This window comes from Planktothrix mougeotii LEGE 06226 (assembly GCF_015207485.1).
GTDB lineage: Bacteria > Cyanobacteriota > Cyanobacteriia > Cyanobacteriales > Microcoleaceae > Planktothrix.
Genome location: NZ_JADEWU010000054.1, coordinates 1 through 26,029, shown reverse-complemented (window position 1 = coordinate 26,029; position 26,029 = coordinate 1). Strand labels below are relative to the sequence as shown.

The window sequence follows — 26,029 nt, the reverse complement described above, 5'->3', positions numbered from 1 at the left end:
TTGAGACTCAACCCAACCTATAATTCCTCAGTTAATTAACGACCTCTGGGTAACGTTAACCCTTCCGCCGCTACCCGATATTCTTCAACATCATCACTAAAATCAATGGGTAAAACGGCTACCACATTTTCATGGGGACGGGGAATAATCACCCAAGTTTCTAATGCTGCACCATAGGCTTTTTCAACCGCCGCAATTCCAGCATCCATGGCGGTTTTAACTTCGGAAACATCTCCCCGAATCATAATTGTAAATCGCGCACTTCCGGCTCGAATATAGCCCACCAACGTTACCCGACCCGCTTTTACCATGGCATCGGCGGCGGCTAAAACACCGGGAAATCCTTTGGTTTCTAAAGCTCCAACGGCTTGCTGTGACATTTAATTTCTCCTGAATTAATTAGACTTTAAAGGTGCTGCAATTGAATAGTTTTCGCAAAATTAGAAGTTAGGTTAAGTGCGGAAACGTTCACTCAGTTCTGTGTAGCCAATTGACATAACATCTACAATGTTCTCAGGGGGGTTGGGAACGACGTAGTAAGTAATTAGTGAACAGCCAAACGTCTTTTCTGCTGCTTCAACACCAGCTTGGACAGCAGGAACCACTTCCGATGTTGGGCCACGAACTGCGACGATAAACTCACCCCGTTCTGCTAAATCATAGTAAACAAGGGTGACTCGCGCAGCCTTGACCATCGCATCTGCTGCGGCTAAAACCCCTGGAAAACCCAGGGTTTGTATGACACCAACTGCCTCTGGCATTGAAGTCTCCTAGTAAGAACGGAACGCATCAAAACCATTGTACGACTGAATGGTACCGTCAAGATTAAGATAGGTTTCAGGTTTCAGGTCAGGGAGGGCTGAGGTTCACGATATAGAGTAGGAGTAAGGGATATCAATATCAATTTATCGATTATCACCCACCCAAAAACTCGGCAAAAAATCAGATTTTATATTAAAATCTAACGGAAAATTGCTTTAATTCTGAGGGAATAACTGCCCCTTTTTCTGTTATAATAGCGGTAATTAATTCAGCAGGAGTTACATCAAAAGCTGGGTTGAAAAATTCCACGCCTTCAGGACAAATTCGAGTTGAACCCACTTGATAAACTTCTGTTGCATCTCGTTCTTCAATTGGAATTTCATCTCCGGTTGCTAATTTAAAATCAACTGTTGATAACGGTGCAGCCACAAAGAAGGGAACGTTATGGGCTTTTGCCACAATGGCTAAACTATAGGTTCCGATTTTATTAGCCGCATCGCCATTCGCAGTAATTCGATCTGCTCCCACAATAACGGCATCAATTAACCCCTGTTTCATACAATGAGCCGCCATATTATCGGAAATTAAAGTAACAGGAATTCGCTCTTGTACACATTCCCAAGTTGTTAATTTTGCCCCTTGTAAACGAGGACGGGTTTCATCCGCATACACTCGATTTAACCGTCCAGAATTCCAAGCCGAACGAATCACCCCTAATGCAGTTCCATAGCCTCCTGTTGCTAACGCGCCTGCATTACAATGGGTAAGAATGGTTAGTTTTTCGGGGGTTTTAGGTAATACCGTTAATCCAGCTTCTCCAATTGCAAAGCAGGTTTGAATATCGTCTTCTCTAATCGTATTTGCTTTTTGCAATAAAGCTATTTTAATATCATTAATTGTTCCAGAGGTTTCGATTGCCGTTTTCAACATTTGATCAATCGCCCAGAATAAATTAACCGCCGTTGGACGAGTGGCGCGTAAAACTTGGGCAATCTCTTCTAATTGGGTTAAAAATACTTGATGGTCTGAAGTTTTAATCTCTTTTGCACCTAAATATAACCCATAAGCAGCGGCAATTCCAATGGCAGGTGCACCCCGAACAATCATTGTTTTAATGGCTTCTGCCATTTGTTGATAGGTTGTAACTTCTATTCGGGTATATTCATCGGGGAGACGGGTTTGGTCGATGAGTGAAGCGCGATCGCTTTCCCAAACAATGGGATCAACTTGAGTTAGATTTGAAGTCATTTTGACAGTTAAATTTAAGCGTAGAATATTGTTACCAGTTATTTAATTATAAACCTAAAATAGATATTGTCATCTAAAATCACTATGAGGCAAATCACTGATTAATTGTGTCTGTTATCACTCAAAACCCCTGATCTATTTCACGATCAGATGACGATAATATCACGGTAAACCTCAAGGATGAATGGCACAATTTTAAAAATAAGGCTAAGTCTTTGGAGTGCTTACTTATGGCTACTCAATCTTCCAACAAAGAACTGCGCCCCAACCCTTTCATGGCCTACCGTGATCCCGAAACGGGAAAATGGATTGTTGTGAAACCCGAAACCAGGGATGTTGAGGTAGCCGCAGCATAAAGGATAACACGGTTATTGAGAGTGGTTTTTTCCCCTCATGGGTAACTGGGTGATGGTGATAAAGGTTGCATCCGATAACACAACCCAACCCACAGTTAACTGTATATTCCTATTTTCCCTGTTTGTGATGAGTCTTTTGTCCTGATTGCGGATTGGGTAATCAGAAACAACTAAAACCGCAGACAGTTTTTCCCAACACGAACGAGATAACTGTGCCATTTCTCGAACTGTCTACTGCACCCGATGCACTTTAAGCTTAATTCTCTGATATCGGCTTTGTCAATAGGATCACCCAAAACTGTAGGGGTTCAAATAGTGTCACATTCCCTCAGCCAGAATCTTGTTGATCTCGGTAGAGTATAAACATCGAATCAAGTTTATCCCCATGAAATCCAACCTCAATTTTACGGATACTTTTACATCTGAGTCTACTACCCGTTGTTCTCATTCTGGTGACGTTTCTTTAACTGTTTCAGGTTTACAACACATTATAGAAAACATGAACACATTTACCGGGGATGAGTGGCTGTCATTAGCACCTGATATTGATCAAGGAGAACTCTATCGAGATTGGTTTATTTGGTATGATGCTGAAGTCACTCAAGTATGGGAAGCTTACGATCATTTAATGAATTGCTGGTTTGAAGCGGAAGATTTAGAAACCCTGAAAGCCACCATTGATTTGATTGAAAATTCCAGAACGGTTGTTCCTCTTGCTGCTTGATTTTGCTAAATTTAAGTCATAAAAATTTATGATCATTTCCAAAAGGGGCGAATTTGCCCCTATATTTTTGAGAATTTAACCCACATTCCGCAGATGGGGGCTAAATTTTTCCTCTTTTAAAAAGAGTGACAGAGTACGGGGAAGCTCAATCTACAGGTTTTCATACTAATCCTATAAACAACAGGATACTTTATAACCGGATAAGGTTTGAATAAAATGTCGTGATTCAGGAATATTATTGTATATATTTTTTATCCCTTTCAGGGTAATATAATCAAGAGCTTTTGTTCTCAACTCTTCGTCGCTAAGTGATCGAGGCTCAGGAACACCGTAAATCTTCTTTTTTAACTCTAAAGGTTCTTGATTATAGTAGTCGGCTATTTTTAATCCCTTAGCGGCTGCAATTAAAATTTCTGTGGATGGAAAAGTAATAATTGGCAAAACTAAGGGAATATTATCCTGGGGATAACCCTGTGCCAAAACTGCGCCATAAAACTTAATTGCAGCTTCTGATAAAATATGAAATAATTCAATCCCATAGTTGAAGTAATCATCAGGATTGCTTAATTTCTTTTCTGAATCAGTTGTTAAAATAATAATATCGCAATTGCAGATGTCAACTTGGTTGATCAACTCTGTAAATCCACCATTAAGCACACCAGTTACCGATTTGACTAAATCTTGGCGATTTTGGGGTACATTTTTTTCCTCTGCGTTAATATATTTTTGTATAAAGTCACAGATCTTTTGCCTTGGTAATTCTATGATATTACAGTCAATAAATTCCTTGGATGGATCTTCTTCTGTTAAAATACATTCTACAATTTTAGTAAAAATTATTAGATCAGTGATGCCATCTCCAATAATCCCAATATTGCGTTTGATAGGTGCCATTACTCAATATTCCTTGAATTCACTTTGATTAGTTTTTATTAGCCAATAGTCCCTGAGTACCACAATTCCGCTAATTGATATTGGGGAATTTCAACTAAGCGTTTTCCAGTAGCTTCATCTTCAATAATTTCTCCGTCTACAGCACCAATTCCAATCAAAGTATCCAAGGCTTGATTCAAGTTTCTTACATCACTTTGATAGGTACGTTTATTTAATCGAAAGGTATAAACTGAATCCAAATTTTTATAAAATTCTCTGAGAACAGAAGGACTATGAGACGTTAAAATAAATTGGGGACTAATATCTTTTTGATTAGGAGCAGTTGCTTGCCAAATCCATCGCATTAATTCCTGAATATTGCCAGGATTAATGCCATTTTCGATTTCTTCCATTAACATTAAAGCAGGAGGATTTTTAATAGAAAGTAATAAGGCGATCGCTGCTGCTTTTAGTAATCCATCAGAAATAACCTCTGGGGGAAACTCATCTACTAACCGATCTGTTGTTGTTCTTCCTAAATCAAATTCCCACAACAATTTATAATTTCTTTGATCATAACGAATGCCTTGAAAGTTTTTATTATCTGCAAAACGTCTCATTAACGTTAAAAATCGAGTAAAAACTCTTTCTTCTTTAGTTTTTACATAATAAATAAGCTTTTGTAAATTTTTTCCCTCATAACCCAAAAATGAAGGGATTTTTATTTCTTGATTTATCCAATTATCAAAATTTGCATTATCAAAGTTTGCATTATCATTAATAATACCTTTCAAAAAAGAAGGTTGCAAATGGTAACTAAAAGTATAAGCACAATCTCTAAAAAATAAATTCAATAATTCTTTTTCTTCATCTTTTGGATATTTTTCAATATTTAGTCTAAGCTCAATTAAATCAGTTTCTTTTTCATAACCATTGGTAAATGTTTGCAGATTTTGTGAATTATTAATACTCAACTCTATTTTTTCTCGACAACCAACCTTTCCGGCAAAATTTTCATTTTGATAAAGCTCCATCTGATACTTGAGAAAATTGTTATTTTTACTCCATTCAATTTCAATAGACATAGTATCATCATCCTTCGCTAAACGATAGCGATGAGGAAAATAATCTTTGACTTGAACCCTTCGATCCTGTTCTTTAAAAGGATTGCCCTGTCTAATTAACCCAGAAAAATGCTGTATTCCTGATAAAAAGTTAGTTTTACCCGAACTATTATTACCGATTAGTAGGGTAATTGGCTGAAGTTCAAGGGTAGTTGACTTATGAGTTCTGTAGTTTTTTAAGGTGATTTTTTTAAACATTCTTTTGTTTTAAGATAAAAAAATTGCTACAAATATAGGGAAGTGATTCGTGTAGAGACGTTTTATACAACGTCCCTACAAAACCTAACGTAAACCCAACCAAGTGAATAAATCTTGATGGGTAAAAAATTCTAATAGAATTAATAGAACAAATCCCAGCATGGCAAAACGGCCATTAATTTGTTCAGCATAGCGAGTCCAACCCATAGCAGGTTCGGGTTGGGGGTTGGGTTCGTCGGGGGTGGAAGTCGAGGGTGTTGGAGAAGTCATGGTTGTTTTTCTAACTCTTGAATTGATTCAATTAGCGATCGCACGGTTTCTGTCCCTTCAGAAGGTTCAAAGGTAAGGGGGAATTTACCCCGCATCACGACCCGTATTCCCACGGGCCCTAAGCTGAGTAACCCCTTGAGATCGCGGAAATAATTCCCTACTACCATTACAGCAAATTTGCGCTCATCGACCCAACCGCCCTGTTTTACCAGTTCCACTAATACTTTACGGTGACGAATGGGACGACTAGCACTGGCGTCTTTGCGTTCTAGGATTTCATGCTTAATTTTAGTAATCTGATCCAAGGGAGCCACTTCCATCGGACAAACGGAATTACAGTTAAAACAACGGGTACAGCCCCAAACCCCATTTGTGCCTTCGTTATAATGTTCCAGGCGTTGTTCGGTTTTAGCATCCCGCGAGTCCGCCACCATCCGTTGCGCTTTGGCTAAGGCGTGGGGGCCAACAAAATTGGGGTTGACTTCGACGGCGTTACAGTCGGAATAACAAGCGCCACAGAGGATACAGTTGCCCATTTGGTCAAGTTTAGCCCGTTCTTCTGGGGTTTGGAGAAATTCTCGTTCAGGAATAGCCCGTCCGGCGGTACTGATGTAGGGTTCAACGGCTTCTAGGTTGTCCCAAAAGCGGTTCATCTCCACCACTAAGTCTTTAATAACAGGTAAATTCCCCATGGGGGCTATCGTCATTTCTGGAATATCATTGACCTGGGATGGCTCAGAATTCGCCTCCGCAATTTTTTGTAAACGGGCGACTTCACTGCCAATATTTTCTTTACAAGCTAAGGCAGAACGGCCATTAATTCGCATCGAACAACTACCACAAATCGTATTGCGACAGTTTTTTCTAAAGGCTAAGGTTCCATCCTGTTCCCATTTTATGCGGTTAAGACAGTCCAGAATGGTATTTCCCGGTTCAACATCGAGGAGATAACTTTGGACTTGGGGAAAAGAATTAGGACTTTGCCTAACAATATTAAACTTAATTTCCATGTTGTTACACTGATGCAGGTTTATCGAGTATTGATCACACTCGTAGTGAGGGACACAAAGGACTCTCTAAGCCCTAAAGGGCTTACTACTTATTCTACTTCTGACCATAACCGTTCTAATTGATAGCGCCAAGCGGTTAGGGTTCGTTCTCGATCTTCTGCACTATTGGTTAAATCTCCCATCACCCCTTCTGCATAAAACCGTTCTAAATTTTGTAAGGTGGTTTCCATTGATTGTCCTTGCTGTTTCGCCACTAAAATAATTTCTTGAATTCGATTTTCAATCAGTCGATTATAATAATCTGAAAATCCGGCTTCTTGAAGAGAAATTAAATTAGAAACCCCTCGGTTAAAATCAGTTTCTGTTAAGGTTTCTCGGTTATGTTGAAACACAGCCCAAACCACATTTTGATGAATTCCATAGCGAGTTTCTTGAGTTTGATCAAAATTAGCTTCTAAGAGTTGTTCTAAAATCAGTTGAACTTCTTGAACTGGAGCAATGGGCAGTAACATCCTCAACCAACTTTGATTTTCTGATAATAAAACTAACAAACGAAATTGCTCGGTTTCAACTTGCCATAAACTCGCTTCAATTTGACTTACGGCTGTTCCAAATCTAGCGGTTAAAATTTGAGTAATATCTGTAATTTCCATAACATTTCCTACAAAAAGAACGTTAACACAGTAGAAGTTGAGTTTAGGGAAGCCATTGGGGATGGAACCCTAAAAAGGGTAATTCTTCCGGTTTAACTTGAGGTTTAGAACCATCGGTGGGTGTATCAATGACGAGAGGTAAAATCCAAATTCGACTGGTTTTAATAGTATCTCCTCCTTGGGTTTTTGTGGATTGTTCTAAATCATCGGGTTCCCCAGTTTTGGTAACGGTCTGATCAAACAGTAAGGCTAATCCATCAGGGGATAAACTGATGTTAATTTCTTGTTGATTGGGTAAAATCACAAAGGGAACAACTTGTTTAGTTTTGATATCGATCGCCACAATATAAGGCTGTTCTTGATAGGTTTCGGGATTATCCAAAACTTCAGTAATTAAACAGTATAAAACACTATTACTGGGATCAAATTCAGCACTGATAATATTGCCAAAGGGGGGAGTGCGATACAATTCTTGTTCTTGTCCTTGGTTATTCACCACAAATAGCGATCGCGTTCCATCGGGATTAAATTTAACCATTGCGGCGGCACTTCCATCCCGTGCAAAGCCTAAAACTTGACCGAATTTGGGTAAAAATTCTAAGGGTTTAGCATCGGGTTTTAAAGGTAAAATTGTTGTTAAATCTGGCCCTTGAGCAATCACAACGGATTGACTATCGGGTGCAATTAAAAAGTCTCCACCCTGAGCATTTAAAGGTTTAGGAGATTTACCCTTTTCAATAAACCAAGGACTCGCATCATTAGGATTAGTTTTACTCACCCGTTGGATCACAATGATATTACCATCGGGAGATAAATCAAATTTTAAATTCCGATAATATTTGTTATCTAAAAGTTTTTCAATTTCCCCTGGAGGTTGGACGGGTTTAGAATTATCTTCGGGAGATTGAGGATTAATTCCCGTTGTCACCGTATATAATTCCGGTTCAATTAATCCTTGTTTTTGTCCGGTTTTAGTAATGGCTGAAAACAGAATTCTATCACCTTTGGGATAGGGTTCAAAATCTAAAACCACTAAATCTTCAGGCGTTAATGGAATGGGTTTAGGTTCTTTATTACTAAGATTAACTAAGATTAATCGTCCTTCTTCCTTTCCCTGAACTCCAATATAAACAAATGCCCGATCTCGACTACGAAAAAATCCTGTAAACGGTGCAATTAATGTTCCTTGGTTCTCTCCATATAAATGATCTCTAGCCCCTTTTAACTGCACGCTAAAGGGTGTTCCATAGGGAACGGGTTCGGATAAGGTATAAGCCATGCGTCGTCCTGCCCAACTCATTTTACCTGCAAGAGGCGGATCAATTTGCAAATTCTTCTCAACACTTTCTCGATTCATCGGTCGATTAAAAACCATTATAAAACCCATATCTTCGGCCCCAATTTGTTTATTTTGCCAAGTAAATTCTTTAACTTTCGGGGTGGTGCGATCGCCTGTTAATAAAACAATGCCGATCAAAATAGTTAAAACGATTATTAAGATTAATGCCACTTGATCTAACGGCTGAACCCATTTTAAATTCTTGAACTTGGTTGTAAAACTATTCATGTATCAGTGATCAGTTATCAGTGATCAGTTATCAGTTATCAGTTTTTAATGATCAGTTGTCAGTTATCGATTATTAGTTATCATATTATAGTATATAGTTTATCAACTATTCCTCTTCACTGATAACTGTTAACTGATAACTGACAACTGATTTAGTAGTCGTAGGGATTTTTGGGGGGAAGAATGGCTTTAATGTTTTGAGCTTTAAGGGTTAATTTGCGTTGATTATTGAAGGTTTCTGTATACATTTCTCCTTCTATTTCTAACCAAGTATCTTGAGCATATAATTGTCGAGATTTGCCTTCAGGAAGTAAAACCGGAAGTCCGACGGGGTAAGCATCCGCCGCACAACAGGTTAAAATAAATCGTCCTAACCAAATATAATTTTGAGGTAAATCAGGAGGATAAATAACAAACCCAGTAACTTTGGCTTTTTGACCTTTATAAGCATCGGGTTCAGGATTAACATTCAGTAATCTCACCCATTCAATTAAAGAACGATTTTCCGGTTTAATCGCAGTTCTAAATTCCTGGGGTTGAGCACGAGTCACGGGTAAAGATTCCGTTAAACCCCGTTGTAATGCAGTTTGAGCCCCGAACATTTGGGGAGTGATGAATAATCCCAAACAAGCCGTAAAGATTAATAATACACTACTCCAGCCTTTAGGAAATAAGGTGATATGTTGTACCGTTGGGGATGAAGTTTCTTGAATCATTTGTTTAGCTTTTAATCCCCCTAACACGAACAACGTCACACCCGCAGCAATGGTTAATCCAAAATAATTGGGATGAATGAGAATATAGAGTTTTCCAGTCAGCCAATATTTTAATAATACCAGTGCCCAGAGGAATAGGGCGACAACATCTAACCAAGGGTTGTCTAATTTCGAGGAAAATTGCTGATAGAAATGGGTGATTTTTTGTGTCAGATGGGTCATGGTGTGGAGAACTCCCAAGCTCAATTAACTAAAATTTAAGTTAACCGCTAGGGTCAATAAGAAGGTTAACTGAAAAGCCAGAATAACGAGATAAAAAACCGCTCTGGCTTTAAAAACCGATAACATTAAACCGACGGTTTTAATATCAATCATCGGCCCAAATACTAAAAAAGCTAACAGTGCGCCACTGGTAAATGCAGAGGAAAAAGACAGGGCAAAAAATGAATCAACCGTTGAACAAATCGATACAACTCCCGCCAATAATAACATCGCTAAAATTGACGTCACCGGACTTTGACCTAAATTGAGAATCAATTCACGGGGAACTGCCACTTGAATGAGTGCAGCAATAAAACTTCCTAAGACTAATACTCCTCCTAATTCTCGAAATTCCTGCACCATATTTTCTAACATTGAACCCCAACGTTCTTTTGTGGGAGTAAAAAATATTGTTTTCCAAGGAGGAAGGACAGGTTTAACAGTGACAGGTGCTTTTTTTACGGGTTTTTTCAGGAGTTTTTGAGTTTTCCAAGCCGGAAGGGACTCTAGGCGCAGACGTTCTTCGGACTCCCCTAAAAAATAGGTTCCTGACTGAAGCAAGGAAGCACCTTTAACCTCAGAGTCAGAGGGTTGAGGAAGGTCAACGATGGGTAACGCACGGGCGATGGCGGGTTGAACAATGGGCCTTAAGTCCTTCTGAACACTAAAAACCCAGCCTAAAATGGTGGCGATGGTTAGGGAAAATAAAACCCGTAAAATGACGATTTCTGGTTGATCTCGAAACGCTGTCCAGGTTGACCAGATGACAATGGGGTTAATAGTGGGGGCGGCGAATAAAAAACCAATGGCCACCGATGAAGGAACCCCTTGCAATAGTAACCGACGGGCGACGGGAACGTTCCCACATTCGCACACAGGAAACAGAAACCCGACTAAACTTCCCACAAATGCCCCTAGAAGGGGATGAGGGGGAATATAGGATAAAAGTTTCTGTTCATCGACAAACCACAACAGCAAACTGGAAAATAACACCCCCAAGAGTAAAAAGGGGATCGCTTCAACCAGTAAGCTGAGGAATAGCGTAAAACCGCTATTAAATTGATGGATGAATGTTGCTTGCATCCGTTACCTATTCGGGGAATAACACACTGTTGTGATCCAGGGGATCATGTAAACAAGGGGAATTGAGCTATTTTACCCCGACAGTGCCTTATCCAACTTAACAGATCCGATGGCGGGATTGTTCAATGTGGGATTTTGGCTGTCTATTGTTGAATTATATGAAATCCTGAAATCGGTGCTATAGATGCTCTATAAACCATGTGTAGAGACGTTGCATACAACGTCTCTACACAATACGGATATGTAGCAAACATTTCAAGATTTACTATTAGAGGGTGATTAATATGACCCATGAACTTAAACAAGAAGCGTTAGAACTTCTCAAAACTGCTCTTAATAATAAAACTGCTGAATTTAGAGAGGGACAATGGGAAGCCATTCAAACTTTAATTGAAAACCGTTCCCGTCTTCTTGTTGTTCAACGCACAGGTTGGGGTAAAAGTTTAGTTTATTTTCTCCCCACTCGCTTATTAAGAAATAGAGGAAACGGCCCAACTTTGATTATTTCACCGTTACTGGCTTTAATGCGAAACCAAATTTCAGCAGCAGAAAGAATTAAGCTTAAAGCAGCAACAATTAACTCCACAAATACAGAAGATTGGGAACAAGTTAAAAATCAGTTACTCGCCGATGAAATTGATCTTTTATTAATTTCACCCGAACGACTTGCTAACGAAGAATTTCGGGAAACAATACTCTTACCAATGTCTGAAAAAATCGGCTTATTTGTTGTTGATGAAGCCCATTGTATTTCTGATTGGGGGCATGACTTTCGCCCAGATTATCGTCGCATTGTTAGAATTTTACAAGCTTTACCTGCCAATATTCCTGCTATAGCAACAACGGCTACAGCAAACAATCGAGTCGTTAAGGATATTATAACTCAATTAGGAACAAATTTGCAAGTTTCCAGAGGAACTTTAACTCGCCAAAGTTTACAACTGCAAAATATTTATATTGCCAGTCCAGCCGCTAGAATGGCATGGTTAGCCCAACATCTGCCGAACTTACCCGGAAGCGGAATTATCTACACATTAACCGTTAAGGATAGTGAAAGAGTTGCGGACTGGTTAAACAGACAAGGAATTGCTGCGAAAGCTTATAATAGTCAGCTAAAAAACGAAGATCGATTAATTTTAGAAGACCAACTACTCAATAATGAAATTAAAGCGTTAGTCGCTACAACCGCTTTAGGTATGGGTTTTGATAAACCGGATTTAGGATTTGTGATTCATTATCAACGTCCGGGTTCTGTTGTGCATTATTATCAGCAAGTCGGACGAGCCGGACGAGCCGTAGAAGAGGCGTATGGAATTCTTTTAAATGGGGATGAAGACGAGGACATTACGAACTATTTTATTAGAACGGCTTTTCCCCCCCAAGCTCATACTCAGGAAGTTTTAAATGCTCTTAATCAAGCGGATAATGGCTTGTCTGTTGTTCAACTTGAGCAAAAATTGAATCTTTCTAGGGGACAAATTGAGAAAGTGTTAAAATTACTCTCTTTGGAATTTCCCTCACCTGTAACTAAGATAGAATCTAAATGGAATGCTACCGCTACAGCAGTTAATTATCAACTGAATACAGAGAAAATTGAACAGTTGACCCAAATTCGTTTTAATGAACAATCTCAAATGCGAGAATACATGAAAAGTCAACAGTGTTTAATGGCTTTTCTCGCCCAAGCTTTAGATGATTCTAATCCAACTCCCTGCGGTAAATGTGCAGTGTGTTTAGGTAAACCTTTAATTCCAGAAACTTATTCACTAGAATTAGTTAATCAAGCCATTCAATATTTACGTCGCAGCGACCAAATTATTGAACCTCGCAAACAATGGGCATTACAAGCTTTATTAACATACAACTTTTCTGGTAATATTAAAAATAATTTAAAAGCTGAACCAGGAAAGGCATTATCTCTTTGGGGCGATGCAGGTTGGGGAGAATTAGTTAAAAAAGGGAAATACCAAGATAATTATTTTGATGATAACTTAGTGCAAGGTGCTTTTGAGATGATTCAACGATGGCAACCTCAACCTTTTCCCAGTTGGGTCACTTGTGTTCCTTCTTTAAATCGTCCAGAACTTGTACCTAATTTCGCTCAAAGATTGGCTAATCAATTAAATTTACCTTTTATTCCAGTGGTGCGGAAAATTAAACCCAATCAACAACAAAAAGAGATGAGTAACAGTTACCAACAAGCGCATAATTTAGATGGAGTGTTTGAAGTAGATACTGAGAAGGTAATGAATGGCGCTGTTTTCTTAATAGATGATATGGTCGATTCTCGCTGGACATTGACGGTCATTGCAGCCCTATTAAAACAGGCGGGTAGCGGTGCTGTTTTTCCCCTTGCTTTAGCGTTAAATTCTTTGGAAAAAGCTGATTAAAAAAGTTATAATAAAATTATGAATCATCCTATCTTATCACCCGATACTCAAGGGATTTTGTTGTTATGTGCCAGCTTTGGACAAAATCGACTTTCTCAACCCCAACCTCTGACCTTGACTGAGTATAATCTCTTAGTAGGTTGGCTTCAGGACAATCAAATGCGACCTGGGGATTTATTAAGTTCAAATATTAACAATAAATTACAAAATCTTGCAATTGAAAAATTGGATATTCAGCGCATCCAAGCTTTACTAGAACGAGGTGTAATGCTGAGTTTAGCGGTGGAAAAATGGACAACTCAAGGGCTCTGGATAATGGGACGAGGTGACAGTCAATATCCTAAACGTTTGAAGCAGAGATTAAAACAAAAAGCTCCTGCAATTATTTATGGCATTGGTAATATAGAATTACTTTCTAGTGGAGGGTTAGCGATTGTTGGTTCTCGTGATGTTACTGAACAGGAAATTGACTATACTCAGACCATCGCAAAAACTTGCGCTGAAGAGGGAATACAGGTCATTTCCGGTGGGGCGCGTGGGGTCGATCAAATTTCAATGTTAGGGATATTAGAAGCGGGTGGAACGGCTGTTGGGGTGTTAGCTGATAGTTTAATTAAAACCTCTGTCAATGGTAAATATCGTAATAGTATTGCTGAAGGTAGATTGACTTTAATTTCTCCTTATGATCCCAATGCGGGTTTTAATACGGGTAATGCAATGGGTCGAAATAAATATATTTATGCTTTAGCAGATTATGGTTTAGTGGTTAGTTCGGGTTATCAAACAGGGGGAACTTGGGCGGGCGCAAAAGAAGCACTCTCAAAAATTAAAGATGTACCTGTTTTTGTGCGGATGCAAGATACTGTACCCGAAGGAAATCAACAATTAATTAAACAAGGAGCTAAACCTTTTCCTATCATACCTGCATCTTCGTTAAAAGGACTATTGAGAACGGTATTAGAGGCTGTTAATTCAGAAGTTGAAGCAATAGAAGTTGAACCTAATCAAGAACTTGAGGAAAAAACACAAGGATCTGAGCATCAAGTTACAGAAACTATTCCGAAAGTTTTTCCCATGAGTCCAAAGGATATTTATGAAGCAGTTTTACCCTTCATCCTGGCTCATTTACATCAACCTTTAGATACAAAATCCATTGCTGAACGTTTGGAAGTCCGACAAGCGCAAATGCAAGATTGGTTAAATAGAGCCGTGGCTGAAGGGAAAGTTAAAAAAACCAAGAAACCCGTTGCTTATGTTATTAATCAACAACTCACTCAATTGTCTCTACTTCCTGAAATGGAATAATTCAGACAATTATTAACCGCCTAAATACCGACGAATATAACTTTCTAAACTTTCCATTTTAATCGAAAAAAGTTGCTCTAAGTTTTGAATTTCCTCCGTTGTACAGAAAAATTCATTGCTTAATAAAACTCGTAATGTTCCTAATTTTTGATATAAATCAGCATTAATTAATCCTAAACTTCCCCGAAGTCCATCAAATAAAAATAAAGGCGGATTAATTACAATTGGTTCTCGATTAAAAACGCGGCTAAAAATTTGATAAATATCTTCTCTGGCGATAATTTCTGGCCCCCCTACGGGAAAAATTTTCTGGTTTGCGGCTTCGATAAAGACTGAATCAATGGCAATTCGAGCCACATCATCGGTACTAACAACAGAAGTCCGATTTTTAGCATCCCCAATTAATAAATAAATCCCCGTTTGTTTAAAGCGTTCGGCTAAGGGTAATAAACTAGACGCTAAAGCCGAAGGTCTTAAAATGGTATAATTTAACCCACTAGATTCTAAATATTTCTCAACTTCTCGTTTAGCTTTAAAAATGGGCGAATCTTCATAACCTCGGTCAGTTCCCAACACAGAAATAAACACAAAATGTTGAACATTATTGGCTTTTGCTGCATCAATTAAATCAATATTAGACCGATAATCAACCCCTAATGGATCATTGGGGTTACTATGGGTACTAATAATATATTGGATACCTTGACAGGCTTTTTCAATATCTCGCTTTTCCGTTAAATCTCCAATAAAAATTTGAGCCCCTCGGTGTTCCAATCGAGCATATCGAGAGGTTAAACGCGCAAAAGCCCGCACCAGAATTTCCTGATCACATAATTGTTGAACAATCGAACGACCTAAATCTCCAGTTGCACCTGTGACTAAGAACATCGTTAATTTTCCTCAAACTTAAGATACAATAAATTAATCTAACAAAAAAAGCTAGGAAAGTTCATAAAAATCATAAATGACCACTCCGGTTTTCCGATCATTGTCAATCCCAACATAGCCACTTTTTAACATTTGATTCAGGATGTTCTCAACCTGTTCAAAACTTGCACCCGTCGCCATCACTCCCTGAGTAACTGACAGTTTACCCCCGCGACTGGCGGCGGCTTTTAATAATTGAACTTGTAAAGATTGTGAGTTGCTTCTGGAAACCGTTCGTGTAACTTGATTCTGATGGGAATAAAGGAGAATACCTTGAGACGACATTCCTAATTTTGCCCGAAGTTTATCATTGTGTTCCTCTACCATACCCGGAATCAGAAATAAATCTAAAAATTGCCCAAATCCAAATAAACCAAAGGTACACAACCATAATAAACCTGTCCCGATTTTACCATTATAAAAACGGTGTAATCCGTGAAAAGGGCTAATCAAACAAGCCGCCCACAACAAATAGCTCATCCCAACTTTATTCATGGACTTGGTTCCCGAAACTATTTCGCCCAATATTAGTCATCTGGGGTTGGAAATCCCCAAGAGGCTACCTTACTATTTTAGGATGACATATTTTTTGATATTCGGGGTTTGGCAGAAGAGGAGAAGACAGGAAATCGGTTTTTTTAAGGATTTTTGTGACAATGCTTCCTCTAAATCCTATGACTGAAAAAAAAGCTAATTTGGGGTTATGATTTCTGCAATTTCAGGAAAAGGGATTTTGAGTAGAAGTGATTTTTTGATCATGCTCCCAGATTAACCCAAACCCAACTCAATACCCTATTGCCCATTGCCCATTGCCTATTTCCTGTCTCAACTCGGTAATTGATTTTGCACCAGCACTTAAATTTTTGTTGCAATTCTTAACGCAAATCCTGTCCCCTTTGGGTGTAGACGTTGGTAGACTATATTGCATGGCAATTTTAAGCTGATTCATAAATAAGCATAGCCTTAAGCGGGGTGACGGGCTGAATGTCCCGTGAACTCCTGACTTTAGAACACACTGTGATAAGAATAGAGATCCAACAGACATGGTAGATTCCCTGAAAAGACCCGCTTTTGACGAAATCAGACCTGGGGTGAAAGTCCCAGCCAAAGAAACCATCCTCACTCCCCGTTTCTACACAACGGATTTTGAGGAAATGGAGAAAATGGACATCTCCGTCAATGAAGAGGAACTCTTAGCCATTCTGGAAGAGTTTCGGGTAGACTACAATCGTAATCACTTTGTCCGGGATAAAGAATTTGAACAATCCTGGGATCATATTGATGGCGAAACTCGTCGTTTATTCATTGAATTTTTAGAGCGTTCCTGCACGGCTGAATTTTCAGGTTTCTTGCTCTATAAAGAACTCAGCCGTCGTCTCAAGGATAAAAGCCCTGTTTTAGCGGAGTGTTTTCAATTGATGTCTCGGGATGAAGCTCGTCATGCGGGTTTTCTGAATAAAGCGATGTCGGATTTTAATCTTTCCTTAGATTTAGGATTTCTGACCAAAAGCCGTCAGTACACTTTCTTTAAACCTAAATTCATCTTTTACGCCACCTATTTATCAGAAAAAATTGGTTATTGGCGCTATATCACGATTTATCGGCATTTAGAAGCCCATCCCGAAAACCGCATTTATCCGATTTTCCGCTTCTTTGAAAATTGGTGTCAGGATGAGAATCGTCACGGCGATTTCTTCGATGCGGTGATGCAATCTCAACCCCAAATGCTGAATGATTGGAAAGCGAAACTTTGGTGTCGTTTCTTCCTGTTGTCAGTATTTGCCACCATGTATTTAAACGATTTACAACGGGCGGATTTTTATGCGGCCATTGGTTTAAATGCACGGGATTATGATATTCATGTCATTGAAAAAACCAACGAAAATGCAGGTCGCGTTTTCCCGGTGATGTTGGATGTGAATAATCCTGAATTCTATAACCGATTGGATGTCTGCCTCAAGAACAACGAACAGTTAACGGCGATTGTTAATTCTGATAGCCCTAAATTTGTTCAGTTCTTCCAAAAACTGCCCTACTATCTGTCTAACGGATGGCAGTTGCTCAAACTGTACTTAATGAAACCGATTGATGTTACCGCCTCTCAAGGTGCTGTTTATTAATCAATCCTGGATTTACATCTAAAATTAAACCCAAAGAGGTTCTGTGTTTTACAGGGCCTCTTTTTTGGGGATATCATTTTGACTAAACTCGTTTATACTAAATTCACAATATCTTTTCTGCTTCCCCTTGTTTTCCGCCATCTCTGATTAATCTATGTTAGAAATGCTTAGGAATCAACTAACGCATTTACGGATTGTTCAACGTCTTTTTAACTATTTAAAATCTGTGAATGTAGTTCCTGAATATAATAACACACTCAACCATTTATCTTATGAACTGTGGCGGCATCATTTTTTGTCGGTGCGATTAAATCTGGCATTTTATATTGGGATTTGTATTTATTTTAGTGCTATTTTAATTAATTTATTGCAATTTATTCTTTGGAAGCAAAAATTTTTAGATCAAACCTTATATTTACAAATCTGTGCATCTTTGGGACTACTAATTTGTTTAAAATTATTAAAAACACATTGGGGAAATCAACATTTAGGTTATTTATTTTTAGGATTATCAATTTCCCTTGAATTAACGAAACAAATTATTCAAACGGTCAATGGAAATGTTAGCCCGAATTTATTTGGTTGGGTGTTAACCTTTGTGAGTCAAGCAACATTAATTCCTGTGCGATTAATCTTGCATTTAACCTCCCAATTGATTATCTTAGGCTATTATTTTGGAATCAATAAATTACTCGGTCATAAAATTATTCCTGATAGCTATGATTCCTTAATGTTATTATTATTTTTATTTTGGACTTGTTTAATTTGTAATCTGTCCGTTTACCTGTATGAAAACTTACAACGAACTTGGTTTAATTCGCGACAAAAATTAGAACAAGCTTATGAGCAACTAACCCTAACAGAAGCCAAATATCGCAGCATTTTTGAAAATTCCCTAGAAGGGTTATTCCAATCCACTCCTGACGGACATTTTATTAGTGCTAATCCCGCACTCGCCAGAATTTATGGCTATTCATCCCCGGAAGATTTAATCCAAAATCTTTCCCATATCCCCGATCAAATTTATGTTAATCCGCAACGACGAGAAGAATTTGTCCGTCTAATTAATGAACAAGGAACAGTTTTAGGGTTTGAATCTGAAGTTTACCGTTCTGATGGGAGTATTATTTGGATTTCTGAAAATGCTAGAGTTATTCGAGATTCACTGGGAAAAATTATTGCTTATGAGGGAGACGTAAAAGATATTACTCAGCGCAAATATTCTGAAGCGGAAATCCACAAAGCGTTACACCAAGAAAAAGAATTAAATCAACTTAAATCTCGATTTGTCTCCATGATTTCCCATGAATTTCGTACCCCCTTAACAACAATTTTAGCATCCGCCGAAGCTTTAGAACATTATAGCCATAAATGGGATGAAGAGAAGAATTTAACTTATTTACGACGAATTCAAACAACGGTTCACCATCTGACAGAACTCTTAAATGAGGTCTTATTAATTGGTCAAGGAGAAGCCCACAAAATCCCCTTTCATCCCAGTTTAATTAACTTAGAATATTTTTGTTTTACTTTAATTCAAGAGATGCAAGTTGGCTTAGATGATCAAAAACATTTACATTTTATTCCTCCTAAATCTGACTTGCTCTCTTCCTCAACTTTACCCATTCTAGTGTATTTAGATGAAAAACTCTTACGACACATTTTATATAACTTAATTACCAATGCGATTAAATACTCTCCCCAAGGGGGAAACATCGAATTAAAATTAAATTATAATCTTAATCAAGCTATTTTAACACTAAAAGATCAAGGGATTGGGATTCCGATAGAAGACCAACAGCATTTATTTGAACCCTTTCATCGGGCAAAAAATGTCGGGGTAATTCCCGGTACAGGCTTAGGGTTAACTATCGTTAAAAAATCCGTTGAAATTCAGGCAGGTATGATTTATATTGAAAGTCAAATCAATTTGGGAACAACAGTAACTCTCATTTTTCCCTTATCAAATCAAGAGCATAACCCATGAAAAAAGTATTAGTCATAGAAGATGATCTCAACGTTCGTTCTATTATTTTAGATATCTTGGAAGCTGAAGAATTTTTAGGAATTGGTGCAGAGAATGGAGAAAGGGGGATAAAATTAGCCAGAGAAATTTTACCAGATTTAATTATTTGTGATGTCATGATGCCGGGATTAGATGGACATCAAGTTTTAGAAGAATTAAGACAGTCTAAATCTACAGCAACCATTCCTTTTATTTTTTTAACGGCTAAATCAACAACGGCTGATTTTCGCTATGGGATGAATTTAGGGGCTGATGATTATCTTAGTAAACCTTTTACACACCAAGATTTATTAGAAGCTATCCATAGCCGGATTCAAAAATACCAAGTTTTTGAACAAAAAGTACAAGAACAATTGGATGAGTTATGTAATAAGATTACCCTGTCTCTTCCCCATGAGTTAAGAACTCCCTTGAATGGAATTATCGGAACTACACAACTGTTAATCGCAGATTTTGAGGAAATGGCACCGGATGAAATTCAAGAGATGTTAGAAAATATTAGTCTGTCTGCGACTCGTTTATATCGACTGACCTGTAATTTTCTCCTCTATGCTGATTTAGAATTATTAGAACGAGATCCGCAAAGATCTCAATATTTTCCTAAAGGGTTTATTTCAAATCCTGAACGTTTAATTAGAAGCATTATTGAAAGTAAAATTCAAGGAATTAAAGGAAATTCCCTAAATTTAGGTTTAGAAATCGAGAAATGTGACGTTAATATTCCTGAAGAAATTTTTAATAAAATAACAGAAGAATTAATTGACAATATGATTAAATTTTCTGCTAATAATACTCAGATTGTTGTTAAAGGATATCAAATTTTTAATTATTATTATCTGGAATTTATTAATATAGGACGGGGAATGACCGCCGAACAAATTGCTAAAGTTGGAGCTTATCAGCAATTTGAACGTCGGATTTATGAACAACAAGGATCTGGATTAGGATTGATTCTCGTAAAACGTTTAGTTCAGTTTTATCAAGGCAAACTAGAAATTGAAAGCACCCTCGGAAAAACAACAATTGTGCGAGTTATTTTATCAACGGTTTCCAGTTAATTTGATCCGTTTTATCCGTGAACAATTCTAATAAACCAACTGTACCCACAAAAAATGTATAAATTCCATATTGAAGGGGATGTTTATTTTTTGAACGGGCATAATAACTGACAATTAAGGCTTCAGCCCCATGAATGGTAATCGCTAAACGTTCAATAATAACAATCCAATTTAACCAATTGAGACTGACGGTTTCAATGAATCCGGTTATAAGATTCCAGACCTCTAAACCTAATGCACTGGTGATTAAAAGAGTTGATATCAGTTTAATAAATCGGAAAATGGGCATCACTTTTTGCTCAAATTAATAATTTTCCTCGTCGTTCTCTGATCATCTTATATTGCTACATTACTCATCCCATTCCTGAACGTTAAAACACTGATCTAAAATTTCACCGAGTTGTTGAGCTTCCTGGGGATGGTTAACAGGGGTAACGTATTGTAGGGAGGGTTGAACGTTTCTGCCCACAGAAATACCACAGTCGCCAGATTATAGCAACTGTGGCTAGATCAGTTATCAGTTATCAGTTATCTCTAATTGTAGCAGCAATCGCAAAATTTTTCTATACTGTTTTAATCAATATTCTGAATCGACGGCAGAAGCCTGCTAGGAGTCTGTTGTGGCTGATGGCAGACTTTTCTTATACAATAGCAAGGGCATAACCTGATCACAACGTTGATTGAATGGCAATTTCGTCTAATCTCGAACAAGAAATTGAGCAACAACCCCAGGTTTTACAAAGGCTGTTAACCTCGGAACGTCCAATTATCCAACAGCTAGTTACAGAATTACATCGCCGCCAGATTTCTCAAGTTGTGATTGCGGCACGAGGAAGTAGTGATAATGCAGCCCGATATGCTCAATATGTGTTCGGTTCCCTGAATGGATTTTTAGTGAGTTTAGCGACACCGAGTTTATATAGTATTTATCAGCAAACGCCACAATTAAAAAATACATTAGTATTAGGAATTAGCCAAAGTGGTCAAAGTCCTGATTTAGTAGCCGTATTAGCAGAAGCCCGTCTTCAAAAGGTTTTAACCGCCGCAATTACTAATTTTTCCGACTCCCCCTTAGCCCAACAAGCAGATTATGTGATTAACTTAAATGCAGGAGTAGAAAAATCTATTGCAGCGACTAAAACCTATACCACTGAATTATTAGCGATCGCTCTTTTAAGTGCAGAACTCTCTCAACAATCAACAATCTTAAAAACCGTTCAAACTGTTCCTGAATTAGTCCAAACAACCTTAACCTTAAATCCAGAAATTAATCGTTTAGTAGAACGCTATCGCTATATGAAACATTGCGTTGTCATTGGTCGAGGCTATAACTATGCAACGGCTTTTGAACTGGCTTTAAAACTTAAGGAATTAACCTATACTCTCGTGGAACCCTATAGCAGTGCTGACTTTTTGCATGGGCCTTTAGCCATTGTGGAACCTGGATTTCCTGTTTTTGTCATTGCACCATCGGGGAAAGTTTTACCCGAACTCCAAGCCTTAATGCAAACTTTAAAACAACGGGAAGCCGAGTTAATTGTTATTAGCAATGATCAAGAAACCTTAAAATTTGCTCAAACTTCGTTAATTTTACCGCCTGATATTCCTGAATGGATTTCTCCTCTGGTTGCGATTATTCCCGGTCAATTATTTGCCTTAAATTTAGCATTAACCCGCAATTATAATGTTGATCACCCTCGCGGACTGCAAAAAGTAACGGAAACCCGCTAGGACAACCAGGAGAAAATTCCCCCCTTTGAATCGTAAATCCCGTACCTAAGTCTGAATGAACCAAAATTAAAAAAACGTTACATTATAGATAAAAGAACTGAAAAACTCCCACAATCAAGGAAGTAAGGGAATCCGTAAACAGATTATCTGTTTCCTTCTGAAAGGGGATTTTCCAGTTTCCAGTCCTCAGAAAATGAGATGTGATTTATGTTCAAAAAACTTTTAAAACCTTTAGCTGTTTTCAGTTTGGTTGCTGTTTTATTTTTTAGTCAAGCCGATGGAGCCTTAGCAGCCCGAAGTGGGGGACGCATTGGTGGAGGTTCCTTTAGAGCTCCGAGTCGTAGCTATAATCCTGGCCCTAGCCGTACTCCAGGGGGATATTATGGTGGGGGCGGGTTTGGATTTCCGTTTATTATTCCCTTCTTTGGGTTTGGCGGAGGCGGGTTATTTTCCCTACTGATTTTTATGGCCATTGCGGGGTTCATCTTCAGAAGTTTCCGGTCAACAATGGAACAAGATGAACTGGGATACAGCAGCAACCCAACGGTTTCCGTCGCCCGTTTACAAGTGGGGTTACTGGCTCAAGCGAGAACGTTACAAGCCGATTTAGACCGCATCGCCCAAACCGCCGATACAGGTTCCGCAGCCGGTCGCGCCCAAGTCTTACAGGAAACCACTTTAGCGTTGTTACGCCATCCCGAATATTGGGCCTATGGTTCTTCCCAGTCCGAACAAGCGGGAATGAATTCCGCCGAAGCTAAATTTAATCAATGGGCCTTAGCAGAACGTAGTAAATTTACGGAAGAAACGCTGTCTAATGTTAACAATCAGTTAATCGGTGGGGTAGCTCCGAGTCTGACTGGAAATAACGCGAATTTAGTTAATCAGACTGGCGATTTAACCCCAACGGAAAACGAATATATTGTGGTAACGTTAGTTGTCGGAACATTAGGACAAATTCAACTTCCTAAAGTTAATAGTCCTGACACCTTACGTCAAGCCTTAAGTCGGTTAGGTTCCGTTGGAAGTGAGCAATTATTAGCTGTAGAAATTCTCTGGACACCTCAAGCTAGTGGGGATACTCTCAGCACCGATGATATGTTGGCTTACTATCCCAATTTAACCTTAGTTTAATCTTAGTTAGTTTAATCTTAGGGTGGGCTATGCCCACCTTATTATTTTTTAAAATTATATGAAATCCCATTAGCCCCCCTGTAGAGACGCGCCATGGCGCGTCTCTACAGGGGGGATTTGTAGCCAACATTTAGGGATTTCATATTAGGGATAAACAGAAAACGCTTTTCTTGGCTGTTCCCTTTACCCCGATTTAAAACAAAAGGAGGTGACATCAGCCACCTCCTTTAAGATTATAAATTAATCATCGAATTAGTAATCGAAATCGCCACCCATACCAGCGCCAGCACCCGCCGGAGCATTATCTTTGGGTTCGGGTTTGTCAACAACAATACACTCGGTTGTTAACACCATTCCCGCGATCGAAGCTGCGTTTTGCAGAGCAGAACGGGTGACTTTCGCTGGGTCAACAATACCCGCTTCAAACATATCCACAAATTCGTTAGAAGAGGCATTGTAACCGACGTTAAAGTCTTTTTCTTTAACTCGTTCAGCCACAACAGCACCATTAACGCCAGCGTTTTCAGCGATCCGTTTCAGAGGCGCAGCCAACGCACGGGACACGATCAACGCTCCAGTTAAAGCTTCATGGGTGAGGTTAGCATTCGCCCACTCTTCTAACTGAGGTGCTAAGTGAGCCAGAGTTGTACCACCACCGGGAACGATCCCTTCTTCAACCGCCGCTTTGGTGGCGTTGATGGCATCTTCCAGACGCAGTTTGCGGTCTTTCATTTCGGTTTCAGTTGCAGCACCGACTTTGATCACCGCAACACCACCCGCTAATTTAGCCAAGCGTTCTTGGAGTTTTTCACGGTCGTAGGAAGATTCGGTTTCATCCATTTGACGACGAATTTGCTCACAACGAGCTTTTACTGAAGCTTCATTGCCTTCGGCAACGATGGTGGTATTATCTTTGGTCAGGGTGACTCGACGAGCTTTACCCAGCATATCCAGCTTGGCGTTTTCCAGTTTCAGACCCGCATCTTCGGTGATCAGTTGGCCACCTGTTAACACGGCGATGTCTTCTAACATGGCTTTACGGCGATCGCCAAACCCAGGCGCTTTAACCGCAGCGACATTCAGAACACCCCGCAGACGGTTAACAACCAAAGTGGCTAAGGCTTCTTTTTCAATATCTTCAGCAATAATCACCAAAGGACGGCCAGAACGAGCCACTTGCTCCAGAACAGGTACTAAGTCCTGAACTAAGGTGATTTTTTTATCGGTAATTAACAGATAGGGTTCTTCCAGAATGGCTTCCATCCGTTCCGTATCGGTGGCAAAGTAGGGGGAAATATAGCCTTTATCAAAGCGCATCCCTTCGGTGATTTCTAACTCAGTTGTCATAGATTTCCCTTCTTCTAAGGAAATCACGCCTTCTTTACCGACTTTATCCATCGCGGAAGCAATCATTTTACCGACTTCTTCATCGTTTCCGGCAGAGATGGAACCGACTTGAGCGATCGCTTTGGAATCTTCTACTTGGCGAGCGTGTTCAGCGATTTTTTCGACTAAAAAGTTAGTAGCTTTATCAATACCGCGTTTCAGTTCAATGGGGTTGGCGCCCGCAGCCACGTTCCGCAGACCTTCTTTCACCATCGCGTGAGCTAGAACCGTTGCAGTGGTGGTTCCATCTCCAGCAGCATCGTTGGTTTTAGAGGCAGCTTGACGAATCAGGGCAACACCAGTATTCTCAATGTTATCTTCTAGTTCAATTTCTTTAGCAATGGTGACGCCATCATTCACGATTTGGGGCGCACCAAATTTTTTTTCTAATACAACGTTACGACCTTTGGGGCCAAGAGTAACGGCAACGGACTCTGCCAGGATGTCCATACCGCGTTCTAATGCACGACGAGCATTTTCGTTGTAGATGATACGTTTAGCCATAGGTGTTGTGTTCAGGTTTTAGGTTAATAGTAAAAACGAATTCGGAAAAAGATGGGTTGAGGGTTTAACGAGTCAGATCGCAGAACACCAGTGTGGTGTACGATCTAAAAGGTTGAAAACGCGACTTAGCTGACGATGGCTAAGATATCTTTTTCAGCTAACAGAACAAATTCGTCGCTGCCGAGTTTGACGTCAGTGCCAGCGTATTTAGAATAAAGAACTTTGTCACCGACTTTAACTTCTAATTCGGAGCGAGAACCATCATCATTCCGTTTGCCAGGGCCAACTGCCACGACTTCGCCCACTTGGGGTTTTTCTTTGGCGGTGTCAGGCAATAAAATTCCACCTGCGGTTTTTTCTTCAGACGCACTTACTTTGACGAAAACGCGCTCACCTAATGGTTTAACGGTTGATACGCTTAGAGATACAGCAGCCATTCATTAGCCTCCAGTTCACAGCAATAATTGGGAACGAGAGTTGTGTTACTTCCTTTAAGAAATTTCACATTAGCACTCTCAACTCCTGAGTGCTAATTTAGCGAAAATACCCCACCCATTGCAACAACCTAATTTGTACGGGTTTCCGAACAGAGGGGATGAGGGG

General features: G+C 39.2%; 25 protein-coding genes. 9 read left to right on the top strand and 16 right to left on the bottom strand.

Translation table 11 applies throughout. From position 1 onward, the window contains the following. Nucleotides 1–35: 35 nt before the first annotated feature. From IQ236_RS19350 to mtnA, 3 genes are all read right to left on the bottom strand, one after another. Nucleotides 36–380: a carbon dioxide-concentrating mechanism protein CcmK gene (locus IQ236_RS19350; protein ID WP_193870810.1), complete on the bottom strand. Its 345-nt coding sequence runs from the start codon at nt 378–380 to the stop codon at nt 36–38. A gap of 72 nt (nt 381–452) precedes the next feature. After that, a complete protein-coding gene (locus IQ236_RS19345; RefSeq protein WP_072720429.1) occupies nt 453–761 on the bottom strand; it encodes a BMC domain-containing protein in 309 nt (102 codons plus the stop codon). Nucleotides 762–954: 193 nt separating this feature from the next. Then, nucleotides 955–2,010, bottom strand: a complete 1,056-nt coding sequence (gene mtnA / locus IQ236_RS19340; RefSeq protein WP_193870809.1) for an S-methyl-5-thioribose-1-phosphate isomerase — start codon at nt 2,008–2,010, stop codon at nt 955–957. A gap of 230 nt (nt 2,011–2,240) precedes the next feature. On the opposite strand from mtnA, the gene IQ236_RS28075 reads away from it, so the two are divergent. After that, complete coding sequence (locus IQ236_RS28075) at nt 2,241–2,366, top strand: hypothetical protein (protein WP_255528407.1); 126 nt, start codon at nt 2,241–2,243, stop codon at nt 2,364–2,366. A 499-nt stretch (nt 2,367–2,865) separates the two neighbouring features. Further along, nucleotides 2,866–3,090 carry a hypothetical protein gene (locus tag IQ236_RS19335; protein WP_193870808.1) on the top strand — a complete coding sequence of 75 codons (225 nt, stop codon included), beginning with the start codon at nt 2,866–2,868 and terminating at the stop codon, nt 3,088–3,090. 171 nt (nt 3,091–3,261) lie between these two features. Here the strand turns inward: IQ236_RS19335 and IQ236_RS19330 are convergent, their stop codons facing one another. From IQ236_RS19330 to IQ236_RS19295, 8 genes are all read right to left on the bottom strand, one after another. Further along, complete coding sequence (locus IQ236_RS19330; RefSeq protein ID WP_193870807.1) at nt 3,262–3,984, bottom strand: hypothetical protein; 723 nt, start codon at nt 3,982–3,984, stop codon at nt 3,262–3,264. A gap of 38 nt (nt 3,985–4,022) precedes the next feature. Next, nucleotides 4,023–5,285 (bottom strand): AAA family ATPase, encoded by a 1,263-nt coding sequence (locus IQ236_RS19325; protein ID WP_193870806.1) that lies wholly within the window; start codon nt 5,283–5,285, stop codon nt 4,023–4,025. An 84-nt stretch (nt 5,286–5,369) separates the two neighbouring features. Further along, nucleotides 5,370–5,555: a chlorophyll a/b-binding protein gene (locus tag IQ236_RS19320; protein ID WP_193870805.1), complete on the bottom strand. Its 186-nt coding sequence runs from the start codon at nt 5,553–5,555 to the stop codon at nt 5,370–5,372. After that, nucleotides 5,552–6,565 (bottom strand): succinate dehydrogenase/fumarate reductase iron-sulfur subunit, encoded by a 1,014-nt coding sequence (locus tag IQ236_RS19315; protein WP_193870804.1) that lies wholly within the window; start codon nt 6,563–6,565, stop codon nt 5,552–5,554. Before IQ236_RS19315 ends, IQ236_RS19320 begins: the two co-directional genes overlap by 4 nt. A gap of 89 nt (nt 6,566–6,654) precedes the next feature. Then, on the bottom strand, nt 6,655–7,218 hold the full coding sequence (locus IQ236_RS19310) for a hypothetical protein (protein WP_193870803.1): 564 nt from the start codon (nt 7,216–7,218) through the stop codon (nt 6,655–6,657). A gap of 43 nt (nt 7,219–7,261) precedes the next feature. Then, entirely contained in the window at nt 7,262–8,785 is a 1,524-nt protein-coding gene (locus IQ236_RS19305; RefSeq protein WP_193870802.1) for a hypothetical protein, read from the bottom strand. Nucleotides 8,786–8,937: 152 nt separating this feature from the next. Beyond that, complete coding sequence (locus IQ236_RS19300; protein WP_193870801.1) at nt 8,938–9,723, bottom strand: TIGR03943 family putative permease subunit; 786 nt, start codon at nt 9,721–9,723, stop codon at nt 8,938–8,940. A gap of 24 nt (nt 9,724–9,747) precedes the next feature. Further along, nucleotides 9,748–10,845 carry a permease gene (locus IQ236_RS19295; RefSeq protein ID WP_190524275.1) on the bottom strand — a complete coding sequence of 366 codons (1,098 nt, stop codon included), beginning with the start codon at nt 10,843–10,845 and terminating at the stop codon, nt 9,748–9,750. 284 nt (nt 10,846–11,129) lie between these two features. Between IQ236_RS19295 and IQ236_RS19290 the strand changes: the two genes are divergently transcribed. Next, nucleotides 11,130–13,235 carry a RecQ family ATP-dependent DNA helicase gene (locus IQ236_RS19290; RefSeq protein WP_193870800.1) on the top strand — a complete coding sequence of 702 codons (2,106 nt, stop codon included), beginning with the start codon at nt 11,130–11,132 and terminating at the stop codon, nt 13,233–13,235. An 18-nt stretch (nt 13,236–13,253) separates the two neighbouring features. Continuing rightward, entirely contained in the window at nt 13,254–14,540 is a 1,287-nt protein-coding gene (locus IQ236_RS19285; protein WP_228041746.1) for a DNA-processing protein DprA, read from the top strand. Between the two features lie 12 nt (nt 14,541–14,552). On the opposite strand, the gene IQ236_RS19280 is transcribed toward IQ236_RS19285, so the two are convergent. Together IQ236_RS19280 and IQ236_RS19275 are read right to left on the bottom strand one after the other, a co-directional pair. Continuing rightward, nucleotides 14,553–15,428, bottom strand: a complete 876-nt coding sequence (locus tag IQ236_RS19280) for an SDR family oxidoreductase (RefSeq protein ID WP_193870799.1) — start codon at nt 15,426–15,428, stop codon at nt 14,553–14,555. A gap of 51 nt (nt 15,429–15,479) precedes the next feature. Next, nucleotides 15,480–15,962, bottom strand: coding sequence for a TM2 domain-containing protein (locus tag IQ236_RS19275; protein WP_193870798.1), 483 nt, complete (start codon nt 15,960–15,962; stop codon nt 15,480–15,482). Nucleotides 15,963–16,510: 548 nt separating this feature from the next. Here IQ236_RS19275 and acsF point away from each other — a divergent pair. From acsF to IQ236_RS19260, 3 genes are all read left to right on the top strand, one after another. Beyond that, complete coding sequence (acsF, locus tag IQ236_RS19270; RefSeq protein WP_190524311.1) at nt 16,511–17,587, top strand: magnesium-protoporphyrin IX monomethyl ester (oxidative) cyclase; 1,077 nt, start codon at nt 16,511–16,513, stop codon at nt 17,585–17,587. 154 nt (nt 17,588–17,741) lie between these two features. Further along, nucleotides 17,742–19,574: a PAS domain-containing sensor histidine kinase gene (locus tag IQ236_RS19265; protein ID WP_193870797.1), complete on the top strand. Its 1,833-nt coding sequence runs from the start codon at nt 17,742–17,744 to the stop codon at nt 19,572–19,574. Continuing rightward, entirely contained in the window at nt 19,571–20,671 is a 1,101-nt protein-coding gene (locus tag IQ236_RS19260; protein ID WP_193870796.1) for a hybrid sensor histidine kinase/response regulator, read from the top strand. The genes IQ236_RS19265 and IQ236_RS19260 overlap by 4 nt, the downstream gene beginning before the upstream one ends. On the opposite strand, the gene IQ236_RS19255 is transcribed toward IQ236_RS19260, so the two are convergent. Continuing rightward, nucleotides 20,646–20,960 carry a hypothetical protein gene (locus IQ236_RS19255; RefSeq protein ID WP_193870795.1) on the bottom strand — a complete coding sequence of 105 codons (315 nt, stop codon included), beginning with the start codon at nt 20,958–20,960 and terminating at the stop codon, nt 20,646–20,648. The two genes, IQ236_RS19260 and IQ236_RS19255, sit on opposite strands and share 26 nt — an antisense overlap. Before the next feature lie 395 nt (nt 20,961–21,355). On the opposite strand from IQ236_RS19255, the gene IQ236_RS19250 reads away from it, so the two are divergent. Both IQ236_RS19250 and IQ236_RS19245 read left to right on the top strand, forming a co-directional pair. Next, nucleotides 21,356–22,402, top strand: a complete 1,047-nt coding sequence (locus IQ236_RS19250; protein ID WP_193870794.1) for an SIS domain-containing protein — start codon at nt 21,356–21,358, stop codon at nt 22,400–22,402. A gap of 207 nt (nt 22,403–22,609) precedes the next feature. After that, nucleotides 22,610–23,536, top strand: a complete 927-nt coding sequence (locus IQ236_RS19245) for a DUF1517 domain-containing protein (RefSeq protein WP_193870793.1) — start codon at nt 22,610–22,612, stop codon at nt 23,534–23,536. Nucleotides 23,537–23,788: 252 nt separating this feature from the next. Here IQ236_RS19245 and groL read toward each other — a convergent pair whose 3' ends face one another. Together groL and groES are read right to left on the bottom strand one after the other, a co-directional pair. Continuing rightward, a complete protein-coding gene (groL, locus tag IQ236_RS19240) occupies nt 23,789–25,426 on the bottom strand; it encodes a chaperonin GroEL (protein WP_193870792.1) in 1,638 nt (545 codons plus the stop codon). 125 nt (nt 25,427–25,551) lie between these two features. Further along, nucleotides 25,552–25,863 carry a co-chaperone GroES gene (gene groES, locus IQ236_RS19235; RefSeq protein WP_072720402.1) on the bottom strand — a complete coding sequence of 104 codons (312 nt, stop codon included), beginning with the start codon at nt 25,861–25,863 and terminating at the stop codon, nt 25,552–25,554. Between the last annotated feature and the right edge of the window lie 166 nt (nt 25,864–26,029).

Coding starts and splice junctions, on each gene's coding strand:
- IQ236_RS19315 (WP_193870804.1), bottom strand. CDS start 6,565: ATGGAAATTAAGTTTAATATTGTTAGGCAAAGTCCTAATTCTTTTCCC.
- IQ236_RS19325 (WP_193870806.1), bottom strand. CDS start 5,285: ATGTTTAAAAAAATCACCTTAAAAAACTACAGAACTCATAAGTCAACT.
- IQ236_RS19335 (WP_193870808.1), top strand. CDS start 2,866: ATGAACACATTTACCGGGGATGAGTGGCTGTCATTAGCACCTGATATT.
- IQ236_RS19300 (WP_193870801.1), bottom strand. CDS start 9,723: ATGACCCATCTGACACAAAAAATCACCCATTTCTATCAGCAATTTTCC.
- IQ236_RS19320 (WP_193870805.1), bottom strand. CDS start 5,555: ATGACTTCTCCAACACCCTCGACTTCCACCCCCGACGAACCCAACCCC.
- IQ236_RS19245 (WP_193870793.1), top strand. CDS start 22,610: ATGTTCAAAAAACTTTTAAAACCTTTAGCTGTTTTCAGTTTGGTTGCT.
- IQ236_RS19305 (WP_193870802.1), bottom strand. CDS start 8,785: ATGAATAGTTTTACAACCAAGTTCAAGAATTTAAAATGGGTTCAGCCG.
- IQ236_RS19260 (WP_193870796.1), top strand. CDS start 19,571: ATGAAAAAAGTATTAGTCATAGAAGATGATCTCAACGTTCGTTCTATT.
- IQ236_RS19330 (WP_193870807.1), bottom strand. CDS start 3,984: ATGGCACCTATCAAACGCAATATTGGGATTATTGGAGATGGCATCACT.
- IQ236_RS28075 (WP_255528407.1), top strand. CDS start 2,241: ATGGCTACTCAATCTTCCAACAAAGAACTGCGCCCCAACCCTTTCATG.
- groES (WP_072720402.1), bottom strand. CDS start 25,863: ATGGCTGCTGTATCTCTAAGCGTATCAACCGTTAAACCATTAGGTGAG.
- IQ236_RS19350 (WP_193870810.1), bottom strand. CDS start 380: ATGTCACAGCAAGCCGTTGGAGCTTTAGAAACCAAAGGATTTCCCGGT.
- IQ236_RS19285 (WP_228041746.1), top strand. CDS start 13,254: ATGAATCATCCTATCTTATCACCCGATACTCAAGGGATTTTGTTGTTA.
- acsF (WP_190524311.1), top strand. CDS start 16,511: ATGGTAGATTCCCTGAAAAGACCCGCTTTTGACGAAATCAGACCTGGG.
- IQ236_RS19310 (WP_193870803.1), bottom strand. CDS start 7,218: ATGGAAATTACAGATATTACTCAAATTTTAACCGCTAGATTTGGAACA.
- IQ236_RS19275 (WP_193870798.1), bottom strand. CDS start 15,962: ATGAATAAAGTTGGGATGAGCTATTTGTTGTGGGCGGCTTGTTTGATT.
- IQ236_RS19280 (WP_193870799.1), bottom strand. CDS start 15,428: ATGTTCTTAGTCACAGGTGCAACTGGAGATTTAGGTCGTTCGATTGTT.
- IQ236_RS19255 (WP_193870795.1), bottom strand. CDS start 20,960: ATGCCCATTTTCCGATTTATTAAACTGATATCAACTCTTTTAATCACC.
- IQ236_RS19265 (WP_193870797.1), top strand. CDS start 17,742: ATGTTAGAAATGCTTAGGAATCAACTAACGCATTTACGGATTGTTCAA.
- IQ236_RS19250 (WP_193870794.1), top strand. CDS start 21,356: ATGGCAATTTCGTCTAATCTCGAACAAGAAATTGAGCAACAACCCCAG.
- IQ236_RS19290 (WP_193870800.1), top strand. CDS start 11,130: ATGACCCATGAACTTAAACAAGAAGCGTTAGAACTTCTCAAAACTGCT.
- mtnA (WP_193870809.1), bottom strand. CDS start 2,010: ATGACTTCAAATCTAACTCAAGTTGATCCCATTGTTTGGGAAAGCGAT.
- IQ236_RS19345 (WP_072720429.1), bottom strand. CDS start 761: ATGCCAGAGGCAGTTGGTGTCATACAAACCCTGGGTTTTCCAGGGGTT.
- groL (WP_193870792.1), bottom strand. CDS start 25,426: ATGGCTAAACGTATCATCTACAACGAAAATGCTCGTCGTGCATTAGAA.
- IQ236_RS19295 (WP_190524275.1), bottom strand. CDS start 10,845: ATGCAAGCAACATTCATCCATCAATTTAATAGCGGTTTTACGCTATTC.